Below are 19496 nucleotides of genomic sequence, written 5' to 3' on the forward strand. Positions count from 1 at the left end.
CATCACTTTGAAGGACACTTAGGTCTTTTTTAACGTTCGTTACATCGTTTTGAAGCACACTTAGATCTTTTTTAACGTTCGTTACGTCACTTTGAAGGACGCTTAAATCTTTTTTAACGTTCGTTACATCACTTTTAAGGACACTTAGGTCTTTTTTTAACGTCCGATACATCACTTTTTACCTCACTTAGATCCTTTTGCATGCTCATTAAAATATCTAGTATTTGTTTTTCCATTACTCTCACCTCCTTGAACAATATTATATATCATCTCCGATTTGGTGTCTCTCACTAGAGATACATTCATATACCAATTTTTTGGAATTCATTTGAATGGATGATGAATATAAACAAGGTCAAAAAATTAGGTTTAGAGTTATCAATTCCTTATTAACACCAATTCCCGACTAGAAATCACCTAATTTTACTATATCTATCATTTAAATACATAGACTCTATTTTTCACAAACTACCCAGGTAAAGATGCAGTTTTCTTAGAAATAAAGAAAGCGCAGGCTACGCCCCTGCGCTTCTCTCATAATCTGTTATACTCTTTTAACTTTCCACGAAGCACCCTCAACTGCTTCATCAACTGCTCGTATTCTTCATACTCAATATTGCAAAGCTTCAATTCCGCAGCAATTTTTTCCACGATTGCTTCTTTTTGTCCCAGGGCTTTTGGGAGAAGGCTGATGCATACCTTCCTTTCATCTGCTGTCGAACGCTCCCTCTTCAGCCATTCATTGGCTTCCATTCTTTTGATCATCGGCGTTAATGTCCCGGTGCCTAGGTTCAGCCTTTCGCCGAGCTCTTTTGCAGAAAGGCCGTCCTGTTCCCACAATGCCAGCAGCACCAAATATTGCGGATAGGTCAACCCGAAGCGATCGAGTGCCTTTGTATACAGTTTGTTAAACTGGCTCCCCGCATCATAAACAGCAAAACACAGCTGATTTTCAAGCGTTAAAAAATCATCCAAGTGAATCATCCTTCACAAACTTTATAATAGATTTTCGATATCCTTCTCAATTTTACTAGGTTCAGTCGTCGGTGCATAACGCTTGACCACCTGACCATTCCTATCCACAAGAAATTTAGTGAAATTCCACTTTATATCCTTCGTGAGGAGTCCGCCTTTTTGTTCTTTCAAAAATGCAAACAGAGGATCTGCTTGTGCACCATTCACATCAATCTTAGCAAACATCGGGAACGAAACTCCATAGTTCATCTGGCAAAACTGCGTCGTTTCCTCAATATCATTGAACTCCTGATCATTGAACTGGCCGCAAGGGAACCCGAGAATCTCCAAGCCTTTCTCCTGATATTGATCGTACAACTCTTGAAGCCCTTTGAATTGAGGAGTCAAACCGCACTTACTAGCAGTATTGACAATCAACATTGGTTTTCCTTCATAATCCCTCAAAGATTGTTCCTGGCCATTAGTCTTTTTTACCGTAAAATCGTAAACAGTTTTCATTTTAAATTCCTCCTCAGAGAATCATTTATATCGTGTACGATTTAATCGTATCAGATTTTATTTCAGCTTTCAAATATGAGTGCCAAATGACTTAACGACAAAAATGAAACAAAATCTTCAGTTAACAGGGATTACTTGGTGCCCTAAAATCCCAGAAACAAAAAAAGAGGTCACCAATAAGGCGTACAACTAAAGTAAATAGTTCCCCAATCAGACATCATGCCTAAAAATAATCATCAATAACAAAAGAACCAATCCAACAGTGAATTAGCCTGATAGCAAACTGGAATTAACCAAAAAGGATTCTATAAAAGTTCCTTTCCTCTTAAAGTCGTCTGGTTTACATTAGAATTTGCCATCTATCTCCTCTCTTTCATGTGTAAGGTATAATTATGTATACCCTTTTCACATGTTGATAAAAGTAGGCGTAGAGCGACATTTCAAACCTGAAAAACTGGAGTCTAGGGGTTTTTATACACGTCCCCATTAGCATACCGGAACAGGATTTTCTTTCTCCACAATTCAACTTTCCTTTAAAATAAATCTCATACGTTAAAAATGCGCGGAATTGACATCTGTTTTTACATATATAAAAGGCCAAATCACAAATGATTTGCCTTTTGCATCTTGGTTTACCGCCTTCTGCTTCGCTTCCGCAAGAATGCTGGAACTTCAAGCGAGTCGTCTTGTTGCTGGGTACCCCGTTCGTAATTCTCAGACTCTTCGTAGGAAGATGGCTGGCTGTAGTTTCTGGATTGATTGTAGTTTCCTGATTTGCTATAGTCTCCGGATTGCCTGTAGTTCCCGGATTGGTTGTTGTCTCCAAATTGGCCATAGCTGCCTGACTGGCTATAGTTTTTGCCTCGGCCGTAATCCCCCGATTCTGCATGGGCAACAGGCTCTCGCCGTCTCGTCTGAGATTGGTATTGCTCACGGGAATTGGCAATCATGTCTCCAGGTCGGCGAGATGTGTTCGACAGCGGAGCTTCCTCCTCATCAGAATCGAAGCCGGTCGCAATCACGGTCACCATGATTTCTTTATCCAGATTTTCATCGATGACCGATCCAAAAATCATGTTAAGCTGTTCATCTGTTGCAGCCGCCACAATATCGGCCGCTTCCTGGACTTCATACAAACTGAGGTTCATGCCGCCTGTGATGTTCATCAGAACTCCTTTCGCGCCATTTATGCTTGTTTCAAGCAATGGCGAGGAGATGGCCTTTTTGGCAGCTTCGACAGCACGGTCATCGCCTGAAGCAACACCGATGCCCATAAGCGCCGTTCCTTTGTTGGACATGATCGTTTTCACGTCAGCAAAGTCAAGGTTAATCATGCCTGGCACGGCGATCAAGTCGGAGATGCCTTGGACACCCTGCCTGAGGACATTGTCCGCCTCACGGAAGGCTTCAATCATTGGTGTTTTCCTGTCGACGATTTCCAGCAATCGCTCGTTTGGAATGATGATTAATGTATTAACGGCTTTCTTCATCTCTTCAATTCCGGCTGCCGCATTTTGTGCCCGCTTGCGGCCTTCAAAAGTGAACGGACGAGTCACCACTCCAATTGTAAGTGCACCAAGTTCGCGTGCGATATGGGCAATCTCTGGCGCAGCTCCGGTCCCGGTTCCGCCGCCCATTCCAGCCGTTACGAACACCATGTCCGCACCCTGCAGGGCATCCTTGATCTGCTGCCTGCTTTCCTCGACAGCCTTTCTGCCGATTTCAGGTTTGGCACCAGCTCCGAGGCCCCTGGTCAGCGAACCGCCGATTTGCATCGTGACCTCCGCTTTTGACATGTTAAGTGCCTGCGCATCTGTATTCACGGCAATGAATTCCACTCCCTGCACGCCGTCCTCAATCATCCGGTTCACAGCGTTATTTCCTCCGCCGCCAACCCCAATTACTTTTATAGTGGCAAATTGATCGATATTGTTTTCAAATTCTAGCATTTACAGTCCCCCTAATTAGCTTCAGATATTGCCCCCTATTTATCTCTATACCTATAAAATTCGACACCGGTTTGGAAATCCTGTCTTTTCTAGCGATTTGTTAAGGAACTGTAATTTTAGAGTAAAAAAGTGTCATTCTTTTTTGGTGGTGATTCAAAGGCTACCTGGCAGAATTTTATAGAAATCAAGGAAATCCACACGCTTGAACGGCCTTACAAAAAAGTCGGACTCTTTTACAAAAAGTTATAAATAGAATGTCAGACCAGAAGTTAGCCGTTTTCTTATTTATTAGAGGGAAACATATTTTGATTATTTTTGGTGACAATAAGCCATTATGGCATTTATCGTTTTTCTACAGAATATTCCCTCAACAATCGCGAGAAGGGATTTTAGCCCAATGATCGGTAAGCGAATAGGCAAATAAGGAGATTATTTTATGATATTGTTCATTTATCTCTTAATGAACGGAATCGCTTTACTTTTTTTCATTAAGAAAAAGAAAAACCTCCACATTCTAGAGCTCACGGCCTATTGGTTTCTTGCTTCTTACATCGCTCAGAATTTCTCTGCACTATGTTATATGAATTTTAAAACTCTGCACATCCCTGAACAATTTCCGCTTGAAATGTCTCATTTTATTAGTCGAATCAACCTCTACCCAGTAATCATGGTTTTATTTTTGGATTATTATCTGATCACGGATAAATGGTACAAAAAGGGCTTTTTAATGATTTTGTTTGTAGCTATATTAACTAGCGTGGAATGGCTTAACCACTTTTTAGGTGTATTGATTCATGTGAATTGGCAGTTTTGGTGGTCACCTTCCGTTTGGTTCGGGGCTCTTATATTGCTGATTGGCTTTATGAAGGGGTTCCGAATTTTACTTTATAAAGGAGGACAATACAAATGAATGTAAATTACGATTGGAACGAATGGTACTTTCTGATCTCTTCCGCTGCAGCATTATTAGCATTCTGGCCCATCCGAAAATACTTCCGGCCAGTGATTGTCCTTCTGATCTGGATTTATAACATATTTCTCGTTTCATCAATTGATTACTTTTTAATCGCAACCCCTTTTAAGGCCTACTATTTTGGTGATAATCCAACATACGAACTTTCCGGTGCATTATTCCATTTATTCATGTACCTTGTGCTTCTTTAGTATTTCTTTATTTTTACGACAAGTTCGAAATATACGGTAAAAAACCGTTTTTTATATTTTAGGATGGACAGGATTTTCAGTATTTTATGAATGGATTTGTGTGAAAAATAATGCCTTAATTTATACAGGCTGGAAGCTTTTGTATTCCATTCCCGTTTACCCAGCAGCAGCCATCCTATTAATCATTTTCTTCCATTTTATTAAAAATAAATATCAGGAATTGGCATATTAAAAAAATCCCCGTTAGCAGAATCTTCTTCTAAAAATCAGGAGGAAATACATAATGAGAAAGTTATTTGCTGTGATAGGTCTTGGCCGTTTTGGCGGAAGCTTGTTGAGGAATTTCATCATCTTGGTGTCGAGGTGCTGGCTGTGGATCAGGATGGGGAAAAAGTGAACCGGTATAGCCAATTTGCAACCCATGCCGTTGTTGCCAATGCAATTAACGAAAATCATCTGAAAGACTTGGGCTTGAAAAATGTAGATCTAGCCATTGTATCCTTCGGCGGCAATATTGAGGCTAGTATCCTCACAACATTGCTGCTAAAGGATTTGGGTGTCAAACAAGTATGGGTGAAAGCATTAAGTGAAAACAATCAAAAGGTTTTAGAAAAAATCGGAGCAGATCGCGTCATCCACCCTGAAAGGGAAATGGCCAAAAGAATCGCCCACCATGTTACTTCTGATAAGATTATTGATTTTATTGAGCTTTCCAAGAACCACAGCATTGCAGAAATAATCTCCACAAAAAAGGTAACGGACAAAACATTAAAAGAACTGAATGTCAGTGCCAATTACGGCTGTACGATCATTGGGATCCAGCGCGGAGAACAATTTATTGTTTCTCCTTCAGCTGAAGAAATCATCTGCCTAATGACATTCTCATCGTGTTAGGTCATAATCAAGAAATTCTTGCTTTCGAAGATAAAGGGGTTTAAATGGGATAACTTTAATAAGAGGTCCAGATTGATTTTTTCCAAGACTTCCTTCGTCCCCAGTAAACCACCCTTCTAAATCTGTCACAAATCAGACACAAAAATCCACTATCCTGCATGTCCCTTTTAATTGCCTCCCTGTATATAGACAGTGAAAGGGCGGTGCAAAATAATGACAATTAAATCAGGCGTCATTGAAGGTTTTGAAGGGTATTCACAGTTTAGTTCGCTGGAGGAATTCAATCATCATTTGGAAATGTGGCTGGCTGTACATAAGCATGATTTTTCAAAAGGAGAGCTTGTAGGGTTAAAGAGGCTGTCCAGGTTCGCGGCAAAAATCCCAGGTGTCAGCAACGCTAAAATCGGAACGGTGCTGAAAGCCATCCATGAAGAATACAACGAGCTCGGCATATCTCGCTCCACTTTTAAAAGAATGATCATCAAAGCTAGCAATCTCGGAATCTTTACTGTGTATGAAACGGAACGCAAGAACGGTTCACAATCCAGCAATCTATACGTCTTCAATCGTTTTCCCATCAATGAACCACCGGAAAAGGAAAAAATGAACCACCATATTAAAACTATTAATCCTTCTGAAACTAAAACTATAAAGAATAATAAACGTGAAGAAACATCGCTTCAGCAAGCACCAGAAGATCATCTATTCGTCAGCGATAGAATTCCGAAGCCATTCGTCGACATGGCAAGATACTTCTTTCCAAGCGCAAAGGCCATCGAGGAATTCTGGAAAATGACAACGATTGCTGCCTATAAAAATAACCAGGAAAACGAGCCAGATTCGATTCTGTCTGTTTCCCTGGATTCTTTTAATCAGCTGGTTCGTAAAATGAAGTCAAACGTCACGGTGAAAAATCCACTGGCCTACTATACCGGCATTTTGAACAAGAAGTTTCAGGAGATTTATTTCAGCGATCTTTTTGAGATGGAATTTTAAGACGGCGCAGCATAATTAGGCTGATACTCCTTGCCTTTTAATACGATTACTATACACTTGATGATCTGAAAAATTCCAACTCTTCACAATCTAGAATTAAAACGAAATAAAGCCCCCTGCATAGGAGAGCTTTAATTAAGGCAAATATAATTATTTATATTTGGTTCAGGGAAGTTCAATTGTTACAACCGTTCCCTTACCTTCTTCACTTGAGAAATCGATTTTCCCATTATGGTCATGGACAATCTTCAGACTGCGCATTAACCCAAGTCCTGTCCCTTTTTCTTTGGTAGAATAGTAAGGCTCACAGAGATGCTTTATGCGTTCTTGACTAATTCCCGTCCCAGTATCAATGACCTTTATCTGGACTTTATCTTCCACGCACTCCACCTTGATGGTAAGGTTTCCACCGAAAGGCATGGCTTCAATAGAATTCTTAAATAGATTGATAAAAAGGAGTTTAAGCTGTGGTTCGATGCAGCACAACAATAGGTCCTTGTTGCAGTCTGTTTCAATAAGGGTATTTATTTTGTTATCGTTAATTTCCGTCTTCATCGCTTTTAGGGAAGACTGAATGATGCTGACAATTTCAGCAATAGTCCATTCATTATGCTTGGAATGGGAAAGCTCGATAAATTCGTTCGTAAACTTATTTATTTGATCTAGCTCCATTTTTATTACAGGGAGGTAATCAATCAACTTGTTGTGATCATGGCCTTCTTCAACTAATTTGAAGAATCCCATTATACTCGTAAGGGGGTTGCGGATTTCATGAACTACTCCTGAAGCCAGTCTGCCAATCATTGCAAGCTTTTGTGATTGCTGCATGATCTGATCCATTTCCTTCTTTTCTGTAATGTCGTGAAAAGTAGCTAGTACATATTCCACATTTTCACTGCTTCCCGCTTCAAAAATTGGCCTGGTGTCAACTAAGATCCATCTCTTTTCGTTCTTTTTTGGATTGAATATATACATTTCAACATTACTGATCTCTTCGCCGGTTCTTAATGTTTTCATTGAAGGGTGTTCATCACCGCGAAAATGATCCCCTGACATATTTTCGGCATCCCACTCTTCGTTCATGGAAGTCATATTGACTAACACTTCTTGTTTATATCCTAAAATTTCGCTTGCGTTTTTATTTGCGTATATGATCTTCCCGGTTGTGTCCTGAAGGATCATTCCACTTGTCAATGCCTCATAAATCCTTTTATGGTGCTCCTCTAGACGTTTCTTCTCTGTTACATCACGGGTAACCCCAACAATCTCACTTTCTAAGTTGCCATTTAAGATAACCGGAGACAAGACACTATGGAAATAGTGTGTTTTACCTTTTAGTTTCAATTCCCATTCAAATTCTGTAACTTCACCAGAAAGAGCTTTCTCGACTTCCTTCTGTTGCCTCATAGAATCATTTAAAATGGTGGAGATGGATTTCCCTTCAAATTCTTCCTTAGTAAACCCATTAGTTTTTAGCCATTTTCCATATACACTAGTGATAATATAGGAATGATCAATTGTGAAAACAAGGTCATTCATCGAGGAAACAAGAGCTTGGTATTTCTCCTTGCTCTTTTCCAACTCTTTAAAAGAGAGAACTTTATCTGTAATGTCAACTCCAGTTGCTAAAACAAATTGTATGTTGCCTTCCGAATCATGAACAATTTTACTCTTCCATTTAATGAATCTTTTTTCACCATTCTTCATCAACCAAAAATTTTCATATTCTAATGGGATTTCACCAGATAAATAATTTTTAATGATCCCCTGTTTTCCTTCATTATCAATAAAAAGTCCCAAAACTTTTTTTAAATGCACTTCCTCCAGGCTGTACCCGGAAATTTGCTCAGTGTAATGGTTCCAGTTGTAAATACGCCCATCTTTATCAAGAATCACTACAAAAGATTGAATGGTATCCATTATAGTACGCAGATAGTTGTTTTCTTCTTCACGTGCATCATGATGACAGCGTGGTATAGAATGTTCTTTTAACATACAGAAAATCAATTTTTTACTGCCAATAGTCATCAAGGATGCATCGACTTCTACGCTAATCATTAAGTCATTTTGAGCAGGAAGGTGCAGAACGGTAGATAAACTGCCATCTTTATAAAGAAGTTCTTTTACGGAACGTCTTACTTTGGGCGTTATATATTTAAAAAGAGTTAAAACCTCTTTTTTCATTAACTCCTCTTTTGAGTATTTCAATAAGGAACATGCTGCTTCGTTCACTTCCAAAAGTCGATACTCATTTAAACCATCGTTAACTATTTCAAATATTAAGACGGGGTATGCTAATTCATTGAATATATTTTCAAAGAGTGATGACTCATTTACTACTGTCTCCATGCCGACACCTCCTGTATATAATACTGTTATTTTAATTATTGGTCAGGAGGACGTCCACCTATTTGTTTGTAATTCTAAATATTCAGGAAAATATGACCACATTTGAGTCCTTTCACCATGGTTTACTATTTCTACCGGTATAAGTAGATTTGTCACCATTTCTGCGTAAACAAATATAGGCAATGAAAACATTCTTGATTAAATGTTTATATGGTGCATCTTTACCTTAGGCCAGGTTGCTTTCCAGTTCTTCTTAACAATCCGCTCCTCATAAATCGCGGCACGTTCTATTGTTTCTGTAAAAAAAGGAGTCGGTTTCACTTCAAGATTGAGGACATCTTCTATCCCAAAAGGAGCGGTCAGGACCAAGTTATTTTCACTGTCCATTTTTACGCCTAGAGCCGTGGCCGTTTCCGGAAACTTTGAAATCGCATCTTCTGAAGAAGCATATGGAGGAATCTGATTGACGACATGCATCCTTGCCTGGTTTTTAACAGACCAGGGTATATCAGGCAAAATCCTTTTCAACTGTTTCTCTAGTAACTTTTCGTCATTCTCATCAATGTTTAATGAGTCAAAATAGATCACATCGACATCAGGGATTGAAGTTCGTTCTTTAAAATCGTGAAGCTCATCCCAGATTTTCGAACGAACAAACCCGGCACAGATCCACCAGTCAGGCAAATTCAGTGTGCTGGCAGCTTGTATAATCTCCATCATTGTATCGTCGCTTTGAATTAACTGGATTACATCAACTTTGTTTTTCAACATACAATCCCCCATCGACCGAACGTATATTCTTATAGTATCACACTGAGACAGTAAGGGAAGATTTTCCTTTAAAATATGCCTTGAACCCCGTAAAATGAAAGAAAATAGATTAGTACGCCGGAGGTCAAATGAAAAAAGTTATTTTAGTGATGTTATTTTGGGGTATGATCATTTTCTCTGTTATAGCGCAGGTATCAGACAAATTCATTAATTGGCTGAGTCCAAATGCCCTTTCTCTTATTGATGAAAGAATGACATACACTTTTGTTCCTATGATGATGAATTTCTTTGTTTTATTTTTAATGCGGAAAATTAGAATGCATAAATCCTGGTTCCTTCTATTTTTCATCGCCAATGTGTTCTTGTTCCTATTCTATATTTCTTACCAATACGGGGATTGGGGTCTTGGGAGAGTTAGATAAGTGCTCGAACTATCTATTTTAAGAAAACAAGGAAAAAAAATAAAAAGACATTTTTCCCATATTACTCACTTTAAATTGGTAAACAGTTAAAAAAACGGCATAAAATCACTAGTTAATCACATCCTAAAATCAAAAGATATTAGGGAGGATTACCAGTGCCAGAGAAAGCTTCCATTTCTTCTTCTGAATTAGCCACTTTATGGCTTACCTATCAGGAAAAAACAATGATTTTACGAATGCTGGAATACTTTATAGACAAAGCTGATGATGAAAAATCCAGGGGAATTATGACAAGTTTGTATGGAGAACTTGAGTTATATGTCAACAAAATCGTGGAAATTTTCGAACAGGAAGGTGCTGTCATTCCAGTCGGATATACACCAGAAGATGTAAATAAACATGTCCCTAAGTTATATGACAATGGTTTTGATATTATGATTGTCCGGCTGTTAAATCAAATCAGTATGGGAATGCATGCATTGAATTTAACGATGACGTTTCGTGAGGATATCAATATCCTTATGGCAGACCTTACCGCTCTCAGCCAGAAGTATTACAGGATTTGCACGCAATATTTACTAGAAAAAGGGCTGCTGGTAAGAACTCCTTACGTTCCGATGCCAAAGACCGTCGAATTTGTAAAGGATTATGATTACTTTGGCGGGCTGCCCATTAATCCATTTAACCAGAAAAGGACCTTAAACACACTCGAGGTGGCCCATATCCAAAAAGGAATCGAAGCAAATCTCACAGGCTTGCAGATGATCTTAGGGTTTGCCCAATGCGCCAATGATAACGAGGCTAAGAAGTTTTTTCATGAGGGAGCAGAGCTTGCTAAAGGGATTGTCAAAGAATTAAGTGAGTTAATGATCCAGGAAAGTCTTCCTGCCCCACAATCATCGGGTGGAAATGCAACTCAATCCACAGTAGCTCCATTTTCGGATAAATTAATGATGTATTGTACAAGTCTTTTCTGCAGCTTTTCCCTGGGAAGCAACTCGCTCGGAACTGCTTTTAGCTTACGGAATGACCTGCCTGTAAAAATGACCATCTTTACGAAGGATGTTTTTGAATATGCTCATAAAGGTGCCAAAATCATGATTAAAAACGGATGGATGGAAGAGCCGCCGCAAATGGTAAATCACAAACAATAGAAAGCGCACGGTGCACTAAGTAGTTCGATTGTGAATTGGAAAATCCAAAAAGTCACTCACTTCATACAACTCAATCACATAGAAAAACGCAGAGGTTTTAGCATCCTCTGCGTTTTTGGGGTATTTTAATTACTTGTTCTTCAACAAACGCTTCCTATTAGAGGTACAAAAGAAAACTGAAAGCTTTATTTATTGCTTTATTCCCCTAACCGAAACGGTATGATACCCCCTTGAATCTGGACCTTTGATTAAGGCAACGTCCTTAAATCCTGCACTCTTCATATACGGAATCACTTGATTTTCAGTAATGCCTCTTATGCCTTCCCAAGTTTCATCTTCTTTCCCGTCAGAAAAAGTAAGTATTACAACTCCTTCTGGCTTTAGAACCCTGAAGATTTCCGATAAAGTCGTTTCTATATCATTCCAAAAATAAATGGTTTGGATACTTAGAAATGATGTAGGAAGTCTGAGTGACCTCCTCAATCCGATTCATGGCACCAGTGGCAGTCGTAAAAGCCCCTGATGCTTTTTTTAATTTACGCAGGAAAGCCCTTTCTGTTTGTCTGGCATTAAGTCTCATCATTATCTCCCTTAAGCACTGATTCTCTTCCCATACTTTTGGTGAAGGATGTCAAACCACTCCTGTTTCCATGCTTCAAGTTCTTGCTTGTAAATGGCAGAAAAAAAGCGGAAGTCTTCTGGATATGCTTCTTCCAGCGGGATACGCGAATAATGAAAATAAGGGATGCTTCGCATATTCTTCCTCCCTGTCTTCTGTACGGCTCGCAGTTCCCTGTCAAAGAAGCAAGCCTTAATGAAGGAGAGCGGCTCCGACAGGATGATCTCTTTCCAATCCACCCCAGTCGTATCGCAGTTAAATGGACATAGATAGCAGCGTGAGCGCTTGTCCGGCATGTTGTTGTCTTTGAGGAATTGGATGCTGTCATTGGTCGTTAGATTCTCTTCAACGAGTGGATAGGAGAGGTAAATGTATTTGAATTGAGAAGCCTGGTATTGATTAATCCTTTTGATTTCATCATAGGAAAAACCAATATCCATGATAATGCCAACATTCTTTGGCATTCGCTGGGTGGGTTTCAGACCAAGATCACGCAATACAAACTTCCGTGCCATCTGCTGAACCGGCACAATCTTAAAGTCACCAGTACATTGGGGTGGCATTAATCCGCCTGGCACTTCCTTTCCGTCCTCATTTAAATGGTTAAAGTACAAGGGGAGTTGAAAGCGCTGATAGTCAGTGAAGATGTAGCGGAAAAGCATTTCCTCCAATCCCCTGTCCATCTTGCTGTGACGGGTGATGAAGAAAGGCATTGTATCGCCAAATTCTTTCTGTCTATTCTGCCACCAAGCCACCTGTTCGTGGATAAATTGCGGCTCGCTCCGGTGTCCGAAAAGACCGCCATATCGTACTTTCTACGCCCAATTAGCATATCGTTCATTAAATGTGCGGACTGGGTTCCCCCTCCAAAGGACAATACGGTGTAGATTTTTTCAAATCCCTTTGCATACATCTCTTCAAGGATTTCAGTCCTTGTCTTGAATACCCCTTCCCGATACTTTTTCGTAAGGCGGTAATCATTAATCTCGCCAAACAATTCAATTTGCTCTTCCATTTCTGTTGCCCCCTTGCGAAACAAAAAGGACCCCTTATTAGGAGTCCTATCTTTTTGCGGTCAATTGCTTGATTTCCTTGATTTCTTCCGGGCTCAATGAATCGACTAAGGCTTTCAGTTCTTGTTCTGCCTTTTCTCGTTCAGCCTTTACATCCTTGATCTCCCTGCGAAGCTTGGACAGGGTATCGGATTTCATCACCCACATCGCGTCCTGGTGATAGAAGTCTTCAAACTTTTCCTGCATGACCCGAAGATCAGCAGCTCCCCTTCTTTTTTCAATGAATTCTTCTGCTTTTGATTTAGTTGCTGTTGTCATGTGTTTCTCCCCTTCCATCAAACTTTCCATTATCAATGTTTTGTTTCATTTTGGTAAGTGTTGCAAGTGAGCCGTATGCACTCATTCTGCGAGTTTTGCTGATTGGTCTTTTAAGGAGTTTTTCTTGCTTGGCAATGCTACTTGTTATCCAATGCAGACATTTTTCTTTATCCATGTTTTTTCCCCCATCACTTAAAAATAAAAAAACCCTCTCACATGGAGAGGGCTTCAAAGAAGTTCATGTTACTTAGTTATTAAATTGTGAAGACTGTCAATCACGTTATTAAGCTGAAGTGTGATTTTTAGCAATAAGCCAGCAATGATAATCTGTAAACCAATTGAAACATATTTTAGATTCATATTTTTACCTCGTTTTATTTTTATAATGAAGTATGAAGAGGTTATAATCAACAGTTTTTTAATAGCTATAAGCAATTTGAATTTTGATGCTGCTTTCTACGGAATGACCTCGTGATGTTGTAAATGTACCTTCTCATACATGTCTAATCGTGCATATCGATAACCTTGAGCTGACCTCCAAGAAGTACCAGGTCTGAAAACGTCACCATCCATATTAGAGTCCGTAACTACCCATCTTGCATAATCATAAGTAGTAGATCCTTGAGCATCTATTTTCGGATCAGTGGACATATTGGCTGTAACAGAGATATTCCAAGGCCAACCAAATGTAACGCTGTAAGAACCGTCCGCATCATCATAAGGAGCCCAATCATCAATGAAATCCCTATCAAACGGGATGTCGTGATTTGTCCATAATTTAGGTACGTACCAACCATGGCCCTGCATCTCAGTAGCATCTTTTAAAGAAAAATAATCAAATTTTGGATCATCGTCAGCCGATGATTTATAAAGAATCCAACTAGTAGCCGTATATCCAACCTCGGTACCGCTATAATAGGCTTTACCAAAGACCCTGGCAGGGTTACTTTTAACTGATGTAGAGTCTGCTTTCGCACTTAATGGAGAAAGAGCTCCGAATATTTTAGGAGTTTTGGCTGCAACATATTCCGCCTCCTCAACTTCTACTTTTTCAGATGTGCTCTGCAATACTTCATTGAGTATAAAATCTTTGGTAGGCTCGATTTTATTGCTGTCTGCATCATAGGAGCTGATCTTTGAAATAACCAATTGGTTGTGCTCATTACCATCCAGGGTGAAACCAACCACATCATATACCAAGTCATCCGGATTATCTTCACTGTTCGGGTTCTTCTTTCGCGGACCCTTAATTTTTTCCATCTCTTTATCGTCGAGATCAAAACGGAAGGTTGATGCTACACCATTTTCGTCTTTCTTGACAATGCTCATTTTATCAAGACCCAGAAGGTCAGCGTATTCCGGAGTGGTCACGCCTCCAACAAGATAGACCTTCGCCCCATTTTTCAGCGCTCTGTTCAGAGTTTGCTGAAGGGCTTTGTCGTTCCTTACTTCTTCCACATCAAACACCAGGTCTTCAAAACCCTCTAAAGAATCAGCTGAAGGCTTCCCCTTCTGGAACTTTATCTTCAATTTTCCATTAGCTATTTTTTCTTTCGCCCCCTTCATCTGATGGTGCTTGCCGCTATTGATGTCTGCCATAAGCTGTCCAAAATCAGAGTTAGATGAAACATACAGGTCACGAGCGAAGGTGCTGGCTGAAACCTTAGATTGTTCCTTTTCATCTTGGTTAAACGTAAACGGATTCATTACTAGAGTTGCTGCTAAGACTGAACCGCCAACGATACTGAATATTTTTCTGCGATTCAATGTTTTTCCCCCTATTTGATTGTTTGGTATTCCAGAAGACGATATCCTGCCTTCTCTCTCCACCCTTTGCAGTAGGTTGCATACTGTTTCTTTCATTATACAGTCGCATAGTCCTTAAACCTAAAGAATTTTAATGTTGCTAAGTTGGGGAAATTTTCGAATGGCCTCACCCCCTTTATTTTTAACAGATTGATAATTGGACTAAATGCAACCACCTCCTTTCCAATAATAGAAACAACAAAAGAACCCAACCAATAGGTTGGGCCCTTATCAAGTAAATTTATTGATATTTTTTTTATGGAGGAAATCAAGTTATTCATTGCACTGCGTTCGGTTGCGTTCCGCTCAATGACGGCTTCACCTAGTTTTCTTTTCTCCTCCAGAGTTTCCTGGATTTTTTCATCTATAGTTCCCATGGTTACAAGACTGATGATGTCTACCACTGAATGAGTTGAGCCAATCCGGTGGACACGTCCGGCTCGCTGTTCGAACACAGCAGGGTTCCATGGAGAATCATAGTTAATGAGAGTATTAGCGAACTGTAGGTTAATCCCGTAGTTGCCAGCATCTGTGAGAATGAAAAACTTATACTCCGGATCATTCTGGAAGGTATCAATCATTTCCTGGCGTTTAGCGGAGCTCATGGATCCATTCAGCAAAGCGACTTTGCCATGCTTACTTAACTCCTTTTCAATGATGGACTGCATTCTGGCAAACTGCGTGAATATGACAATCTTATTGACACCTGACTCCAATCGGTCCGTACAGATGTCCACAAGCTCTGCCAGCTTAGGAGACTTGATTCCTTCCGCTATCATATCCTGATAATGCTTGGACATTCCTGTGCCCTGCAGAAGTAAATCAGGGTGGTCAGATACCGCTACCATTAAATAAAGGTATCCAAGGATCTGATCTTCTTTGTTCCGATTTCTTCGACCCAGTTTCCTTCGTCATCAAAGCGTCCATTTACTTCCTGAGAGGAAAGCTCCTCAAGAAGATTGAGGAAATCAGTTTGGATTTTTTCATAGAGGGCAGATTGTTTGGGGCTCATTTCCACATCTCGACGGTGGAATATCATTGGAGGTAAATCTTTCGCCACATCCTTCTTCAGGCGGCGAAGCATGTAAGGGGATATTGTCCTGCGGAGTTCGCCTAACCGTTTCGGTCCTATCGGGACAAAGCGGCGGCCAAACTTTGAGGCATAAACAATATGTTTCTTTCGGAAATTGGTAATGTTTCCAAGGAGTCCTGGCTGGACCCATTCCATGAGGGCGTATAATTCTTCGATGGTGTTTTGAAGGGGCGTGCCTGTACTGGCCATGAAGACCGTGTTGAAATAATCATGATCGAAGGGCAAATTATTGAGATTTGCTTGCACTAGTTTTGATCTCTTTTCCTTTATTGCCTTTTTGTTTCTGAATTGTGCTGATCTAATAATTGTTGGAGAAATGTCCAAACCGACCATTTCTTGAGTTAAATCCTTTTCCAAAAGCAATTTAATTGCATAACCTGCTCCACAGCCCAACTCTAAAATCCTGTCCCCTTTTTGAACATTCATTAACTCCAATGTCCAATTTGTTTCAGTCTTGTGCTGCCTTACCATTTTTTCACCAATATAGGTGCCTATTATTCCTTTTGGTGTTTTATAATGCTGATTGATAAATTCTCTAGTTTTTTTAAGGAAGCTCATACATATCTCCTGATTGATTTGTCTAATATCCTATAATCCGAAAATGTTGATTTACTCTTGATGAATCTTCTCCACCACGTTTTCAATCACTGTATTCACATGAGCATAACCAAAATAATGAACATACATGACTTCGTTTTCCCTTGTAGCAAATACTTGCTTCATGTCATTTCCTTCAGGGACAATCAAAAGGTTCAGGTCCGGGTGCTTCTTTTCTACAAAATCACCATTCTGCACTAACAATCTCACCTCTTATTCTTCTCCATTATTGAGCCCATCGGAGAAAGCTCTTTGGCCTATGCCTAGATTACTACTATTCTGGAGGTAACCTATAAGTTACTTTCCCCTGGCTATCCAAAAATTCCATTCTAGGAATATCCTTTTCATCAACAACCATCCGAATCCTTGGAGTCCCTTTGCTATCAAATAATTGTACCGAAACCTCGCCTTTCGTGTTTTTCCCCATGAATGCCCGATGAGTATTCCCTTCCCATATAGCATTAAGCTCTTTCTCTTTTTCATCTTCTGATAAATTTGAGTTTTGGATTTCCTCATCTTTTTCTATAAGTTCAGACAATGGAGTATTAGGACGATCTTATATTGAGAAGCCATAATGCTTTTCACCATTGTCATCTATGTAATGCATTTGAACAACCTGGTCTTGCTTATATTGATCAAAGGTTATTGTGGCAGCCGATTCATAATCCCCATTTTCATCTTGTTTACTTCCAAATGTTAACCCGCCGCACTCCTCACCATTACCGTTGTAAAACATCAATCCAGCTATTGGATCATTCTGCCTGTGACCAGGAAGAATATCTTTCCCATCCATGATTACTGGAGGAATATGATCATTATTGAAAAGCCTCAACCTCACTTTTCCGTCTTTATCCACTATATTCAAATTCTCAACGTTGATACTTTTAAAGTCTGCCATACAAACCTCCTATATTTTTCCTAAAAGATAAGTTCGACATACTTCGCAAGATTCCTCCTTGCTCAAAAGAAGCCGCCTCTAGGATTTAGTCCTTTATGAATTATTCGTAACTTAATAGGATATCATTCAAGTAAAATATGGTAATCTATTATTGGAAATATTTCAATATGAGGTAGATAGTTAATGGACTCATATTTTTCAACTTCCAAAATGCAGATTTACAGCATAGAAGCTGTTCAATGGGAAGCTAGAATGGCTGGTGTGTTAAATAGTCTTGGTATTTAAACCGTTAAAAATCTATTACCTTAAAAATATGAAAAGGTGAAAAACATGAATTTCGATACGATAATAGAGGATCCGTTACAAGCAAACGTTGAGAGAACCATCGAGAGAGTAGCAATCAGAGCAATCATTATGGTGAATAATCGAATTCTTTTAATTCAATCCAGTAGAGGAGACTTTAAATTTCCCGGAGGCGGACTGGAGGAAAACGAAAGCCATGAGGAATGTCTAATACGAGAGGTTAGAGAAGAAACCGGTTATATTCATTGCATTGTCAACGATAAAGTTGGCACAGTCACTGAAAAGAAAATGGACGAGTATATCAACAATGCCCTATTTCAAATGACCTCGCACTATTATCTTTGTGATTTGGCAACTGATGAAAAACAGCCCTACAACTGGTTGGGTACGAAGCTGAACTGAATTCCACACCCAAATGGGTTACCCTGGAGGAAGCCATTAAGCAAAATGAAAGCTTGATTGACAGATATAAGCAAAATGGCTGGTTGAAGCGTGAGACATTTGTGTTGAAACAACTTGAGAATATGCTGATTGAGGAATGTATATAAAGCACTGGTAAACAGCTTATCATTTATTGGTAAATTATCTGTCACTCCGTGGTAAAAACAATGGCAGTAGTGGCAGTGATCATCAAATTACACTTTCCTACATGGTTAGGATAGTGTGTGCTAATCTATTCCTTCCAAGCTGAACTAACCAAAAAAAGCGCAGGATGCTCCCATGCGCTTCCAATCTAGCTAACCAGCATTGGATAAATGTCTCGCAAATAATTCGGAATATCCTTTTCTTGAACTCTAGCCATTTCTTTAAAAGTAACTCCTTGTGCTAAAAGGAACTCAACCAATTCCCAACCGGCGTAGTATGCTTCTCTTTCATGGTTTGTAGTTCCATTCCCAAACGTGAACATTGTTACCGCTTTTGAAGTGGCATCATCTAAAAAAGGAAAAATTCCGTTTAGGATTTCCGCTCGGTTTTCTTTACAAGATTGAAGCCAACCTTTTTCACGCTCAATATAATGTTCATCTGGATGCCCTGGAACTAAAGATTTGCTTACCTGGGTCGCTAACCCTTCCTGCAAAATAGTAGATGCAATTGTTCGTTCCCACTCACCTGTAAGATTTGCCGTTTGTGTATGTACTATATGTGTCAGCTCATGTGCGAGAAAAATTTCAGAATCTCCGTTCTCTACCGGTAGACAAAGTGCCATACGCTTTTGGTCATAGGGAGCAACAAAAGGATTATTTTCAAATCCCCCAACGAAAAAAACAACGACTAAATCAATTGGCTCATTATAACCAAGCAATGCTTTCACTTTTGTCAGGTACTCCCTTACTTTTACCTCATTTGGTTTCCATGACTCAATAAAAATTAAATAATCAGGATAAACTTCCCAGGCAGTGTCCAGTAAATTTCTCGCCATCTTTTTTCCCTCGTCTCCAGGAGGAACCGCCGCAAAGTTATAATGCTCATTCCAAAGAGCCCATCTTTTTTCATCATCAATATCAGGCTTATTAGCTATGTCGTAAAAAGACAAAAACTTAGGCACCAAATTCAGCAATTCCACTTTATCCAAGAATTCTCCCCCTCACCAGTCTGAGTTATTACCGCGTCTCTAGAGTCTCCTTAAGAGATAAAATCTGATAGTTTTAATGTTAGTCCTGAATTATTCACAATAAA

The 19496-nt window shown here is 39.6% G+C and carries 21 protein-coding genes and 2 pseudogenes; 6 read left to right on the forward strand and 17 right to left on the reverse strand.

The genetic code is table 11. The features are described 5' to 3' along the window. Positions 1-534: 534 nt before the first annotated feature. The 3 genes and pseudogenes from JCM21738_RS16530 to ftsZ form a co-directional block, all read right to left on the reverse strand. Positions 535-975, reverse strand: a complete 441-nt coding sequence (locus tag JCM21738_RS16530) for a MarR family winged helix-turn-helix transcriptional regulator (protein ID WP_023614477.1) — start codon at positions 973-975, stop codon at positions 535-537. A 21-nt stretch (positions 976-996) separates the two neighbouring features. Further along, positions 997-1473 carry a glutathione peroxidase gene (locus JCM21738_RS16535; protein WP_023614478.1) on the reverse strand — a complete coding sequence of 159 codons (477 nt, stop codon included), beginning with the start codon at positions 1471-1473 and terminating at the stop codon, positions 997-999. A gap of 995 nt (positions 1474-2468) precedes the next feature. Next, positions 2469-3422: pseudogene (gene ftsZ, locus JCM21738_RS16540) on the reverse strand (cell division protein FtsZ); the annotation flags it as partial. A gap of 436 nt (positions 3423-3858) precedes the next feature. Here ftsZ and JCM21738_RS16545 point away from each other — a divergent pair. The 4 genes and pseudogenes from JCM21738_RS16545 (at position 3859) to JCM21738_RS16560 (ending at position 6476) form a co-directional block, all read left to right on the forward strand. Further along, positions 3859-4332 (forward strand): hypothetical protein, encoded by a 474-nt coding sequence (locus JCM21738_RS16545; protein WP_023614480.1) that lies wholly within the window; start codon positions 3859-3861, stop codon positions 4330-4332. Beyond that, complete coding sequence (locus JCM21738_RS16550; RefSeq protein WP_035209693.1) at positions 4329-4586, forward strand: hypothetical protein; 258 nt, start codon at positions 4329-4331, stop codon at positions 4584-4586. The genes JCM21738_RS16545 and JCM21738_RS16550 overlap by 4 nt, the downstream gene beginning before the upstream one ends. Positions 4587-4869: 283 nt before the next feature. Continuing rightward, positions 4870-5524: pseudogene (locus JCM21738_RS16555) on the forward strand (potassium channel family protein). 169 nt (positions 5525-5693) lie between these two features. After that, positions 5694-6476, forward strand: coding sequence for a hypothetical protein (locus tag JCM21738_RS16560; protein ID WP_023614483.1), 783 nt, complete (start codon positions 5694-5696; stop codon positions 6474-6476). Positions 6477-6641: 165 nt separating this feature from the next. On the opposite strand, the gene JCM21738_RS16565 is transcribed toward JCM21738_RS16560, so the two are convergent. Then, on the reverse strand, positions 6642-8825 hold the full coding sequence (locus JCM21738_RS16565) for a PAS domain-containing protein (RefSeq protein ID WP_035209696.1): 2184 nt from the start codon (positions 8823-8825) through the stop codon (positions 6642-6644). A 198-nt stretch (positions 8826-9023) separates the two neighbouring features. Continuing rightward, positions 9024-9596, reverse strand: a complete 573-nt coding sequence (locus tag JCM21738_RS16570) for a nucleotidyltransferase family protein (protein ID WP_023614485.1) — start codon at positions 9594-9596, stop codon at positions 9024-9026. Positions 9597-10173: 577 nt separating this feature from the next. Between JCM21738_RS16570 and JCM21738_RS16580 the strand changes: the two genes are divergently transcribed. Next, on the forward strand, positions 10174-11172 hold the full coding sequence (locus tag JCM21738_RS16580) for a DUF3231 family protein (protein ID WP_023614487.1): 999 nt from the start codon (positions 10174-10176) through the stop codon (positions 11170-11172). A gap of 189 nt (positions 11173-11361) precedes the next feature. On the opposite strand, the gene JCM21738_RS27490 is transcribed toward JCM21738_RS16580, so the two are convergent. The 11 genes from JCM21738_RS27490 to JCM21738_RS26100 all read right to left on the reverse strand — a co-directional run bounded on the left by JCM21738_RS27490 (position 11362) and on the right by JCM21738_RS26100 (position 17516). Continuing rightward, positions 11362-11655: a class I SAM-dependent methyltransferase gene (locus JCM21738_RS27490; protein ID WP_369385769.1), complete on the reverse strand. Its 294-nt coding sequence runs from the start codon at positions 11653-11655 to the stop codon at positions 11362-11364. Between the two features lie 108 nt (positions 11656-11763). Continuing rightward, positions 11764-12369, reverse strand: coding sequence for a hypothetical protein (locus JCM21738_RS22630; RefSeq protein ID WP_052019762.1), 606 nt, complete (start codon positions 12367-12369; stop codon positions 11764-11766). A gap of 17 nt (positions 12370-12386) precedes the next feature. Then, positions 12387-12806 carry a hypothetical protein gene (locus JCM21738_RS22635; RefSeq protein ID WP_052019764.1) on the reverse strand — a complete coding sequence of 140 codons (420 nt, stop codon included), beginning with the start codon at positions 12804-12806 and terminating at the stop codon, positions 12387-12389. A 46-nt stretch (positions 12807-12852) separates the two neighbouring features. Further along, a complete protein-coding gene (locus JCM21738_RS16590; protein WP_023614490.1) occupies positions 12853-13122 on the reverse strand; it encodes a hypothetical protein in 270 nt (89 codons plus the stop codon). Further along, positions 13106-13297, reverse strand: coding sequence for a hypothetical protein (locus tag JCM21738_RS16595; protein ID WP_023614491.1), 192 nt, complete (start codon positions 13295-13297; stop codon positions 13106-13108). Before JCM21738_RS16595 ends, JCM21738_RS16590 begins: the two co-directional genes overlap by 17 nt. A gap of 281 nt (positions 13298-13578) precedes the next feature. After that, the gene (locus JCM21738_RS16600) at positions 13579-14889 is read right to left on the reverse strand and encodes a hypothetical protein (protein ID WP_035209698.1); all 1311 of its coding nucleotides are present in this window, start codon (positions 14887-14889) and stop codon (positions 13579-13581) included. A gap of 95 nt (positions 14890-14984) precedes the next feature. Next, on the reverse strand, positions 14985-15728 hold the full coding sequence (locus JCM21738_RS24895) for a DEAD/DEAH box helicase (RefSeq protein ID WP_175577021.1): 744 nt from the start codon (positions 15726-15728) through the stop codon (positions 14985-14987). Positions 15729-15775: 47 nt separating this feature from the next. After that, on the reverse strand, positions 15776-16579 hold the full coding sequence (locus JCM21738_RS24900; protein WP_023614494.1) for a class I SAM-dependent methyltransferase: 804 nt from the start codon (positions 16577-16579) through the stop codon (positions 15776-15778). Between the two features lie 51 nt (positions 16580-16630). Continuing rightward, positions 16631-16828 (reverse strand): hypothetical protein, encoded by a 198-nt coding sequence (locus tag JCM21738_RS16615; RefSeq protein WP_148296137.1) that lies wholly within the window; start codon positions 16826-16828, stop codon positions 16631-16633. Between the two features lie 64 nt (positions 16829-16892). Then, positions 16893-17156 (reverse strand): hypothetical protein, encoded by a 264-nt coding sequence (locus JCM21738_RS26095; RefSeq protein ID WP_023614496.1) that lies wholly within the window; start codon positions 17154-17156, stop codon positions 16893-16895. 18 nt (positions 17157-17174) lie between these two features. Beyond that, a complete protein-coding gene (locus JCM21738_RS26100) occupies positions 17175-17516 on the reverse strand; it encodes a hypothetical protein (protein ID WP_023614497.1) in 342 nt (113 codons plus the stop codon). 330 nt (positions 17517-17846) lie between these two features. Here JCM21738_RS26100 and JCM21738_RS16625 point away from each other — a divergent pair, with 330 nt between their 5' ends. Further along, positions 17847-18221: an NUDIX hydrolase gene (locus JCM21738_RS16625; protein ID WP_052019766.1), complete on the forward strand. Its 375-nt coding sequence runs from the start codon at positions 17847-17849 to the stop codon at positions 18219-18221. Between the two features lie 331 nt (positions 18222-18552). Here JCM21738_RS16625 and JCM21738_RS16630 read toward each other — a convergent pair whose 3' ends face one another. Further along, complete coding sequence (locus JCM21738_RS16630) at positions 18553-19383, reverse strand: DUF2268 domain-containing putative Zn-dependent protease (protein WP_232215889.1); 831 nt, start codon at positions 19381-19383, stop codon at positions 18553-18555. Positions 19384-19496 lie beyond the last annotated feature (113 nt).

Source organism: Mesobacillus boroniphilus JCM 21738, from assembly GCF_000517385.1.
Classification (GTDB): Bacteria; Bacillota; Bacilli; order Bacillales; family Cytobacillaceae; genus Mesobacillus; species Mesobacillus boroniphilus.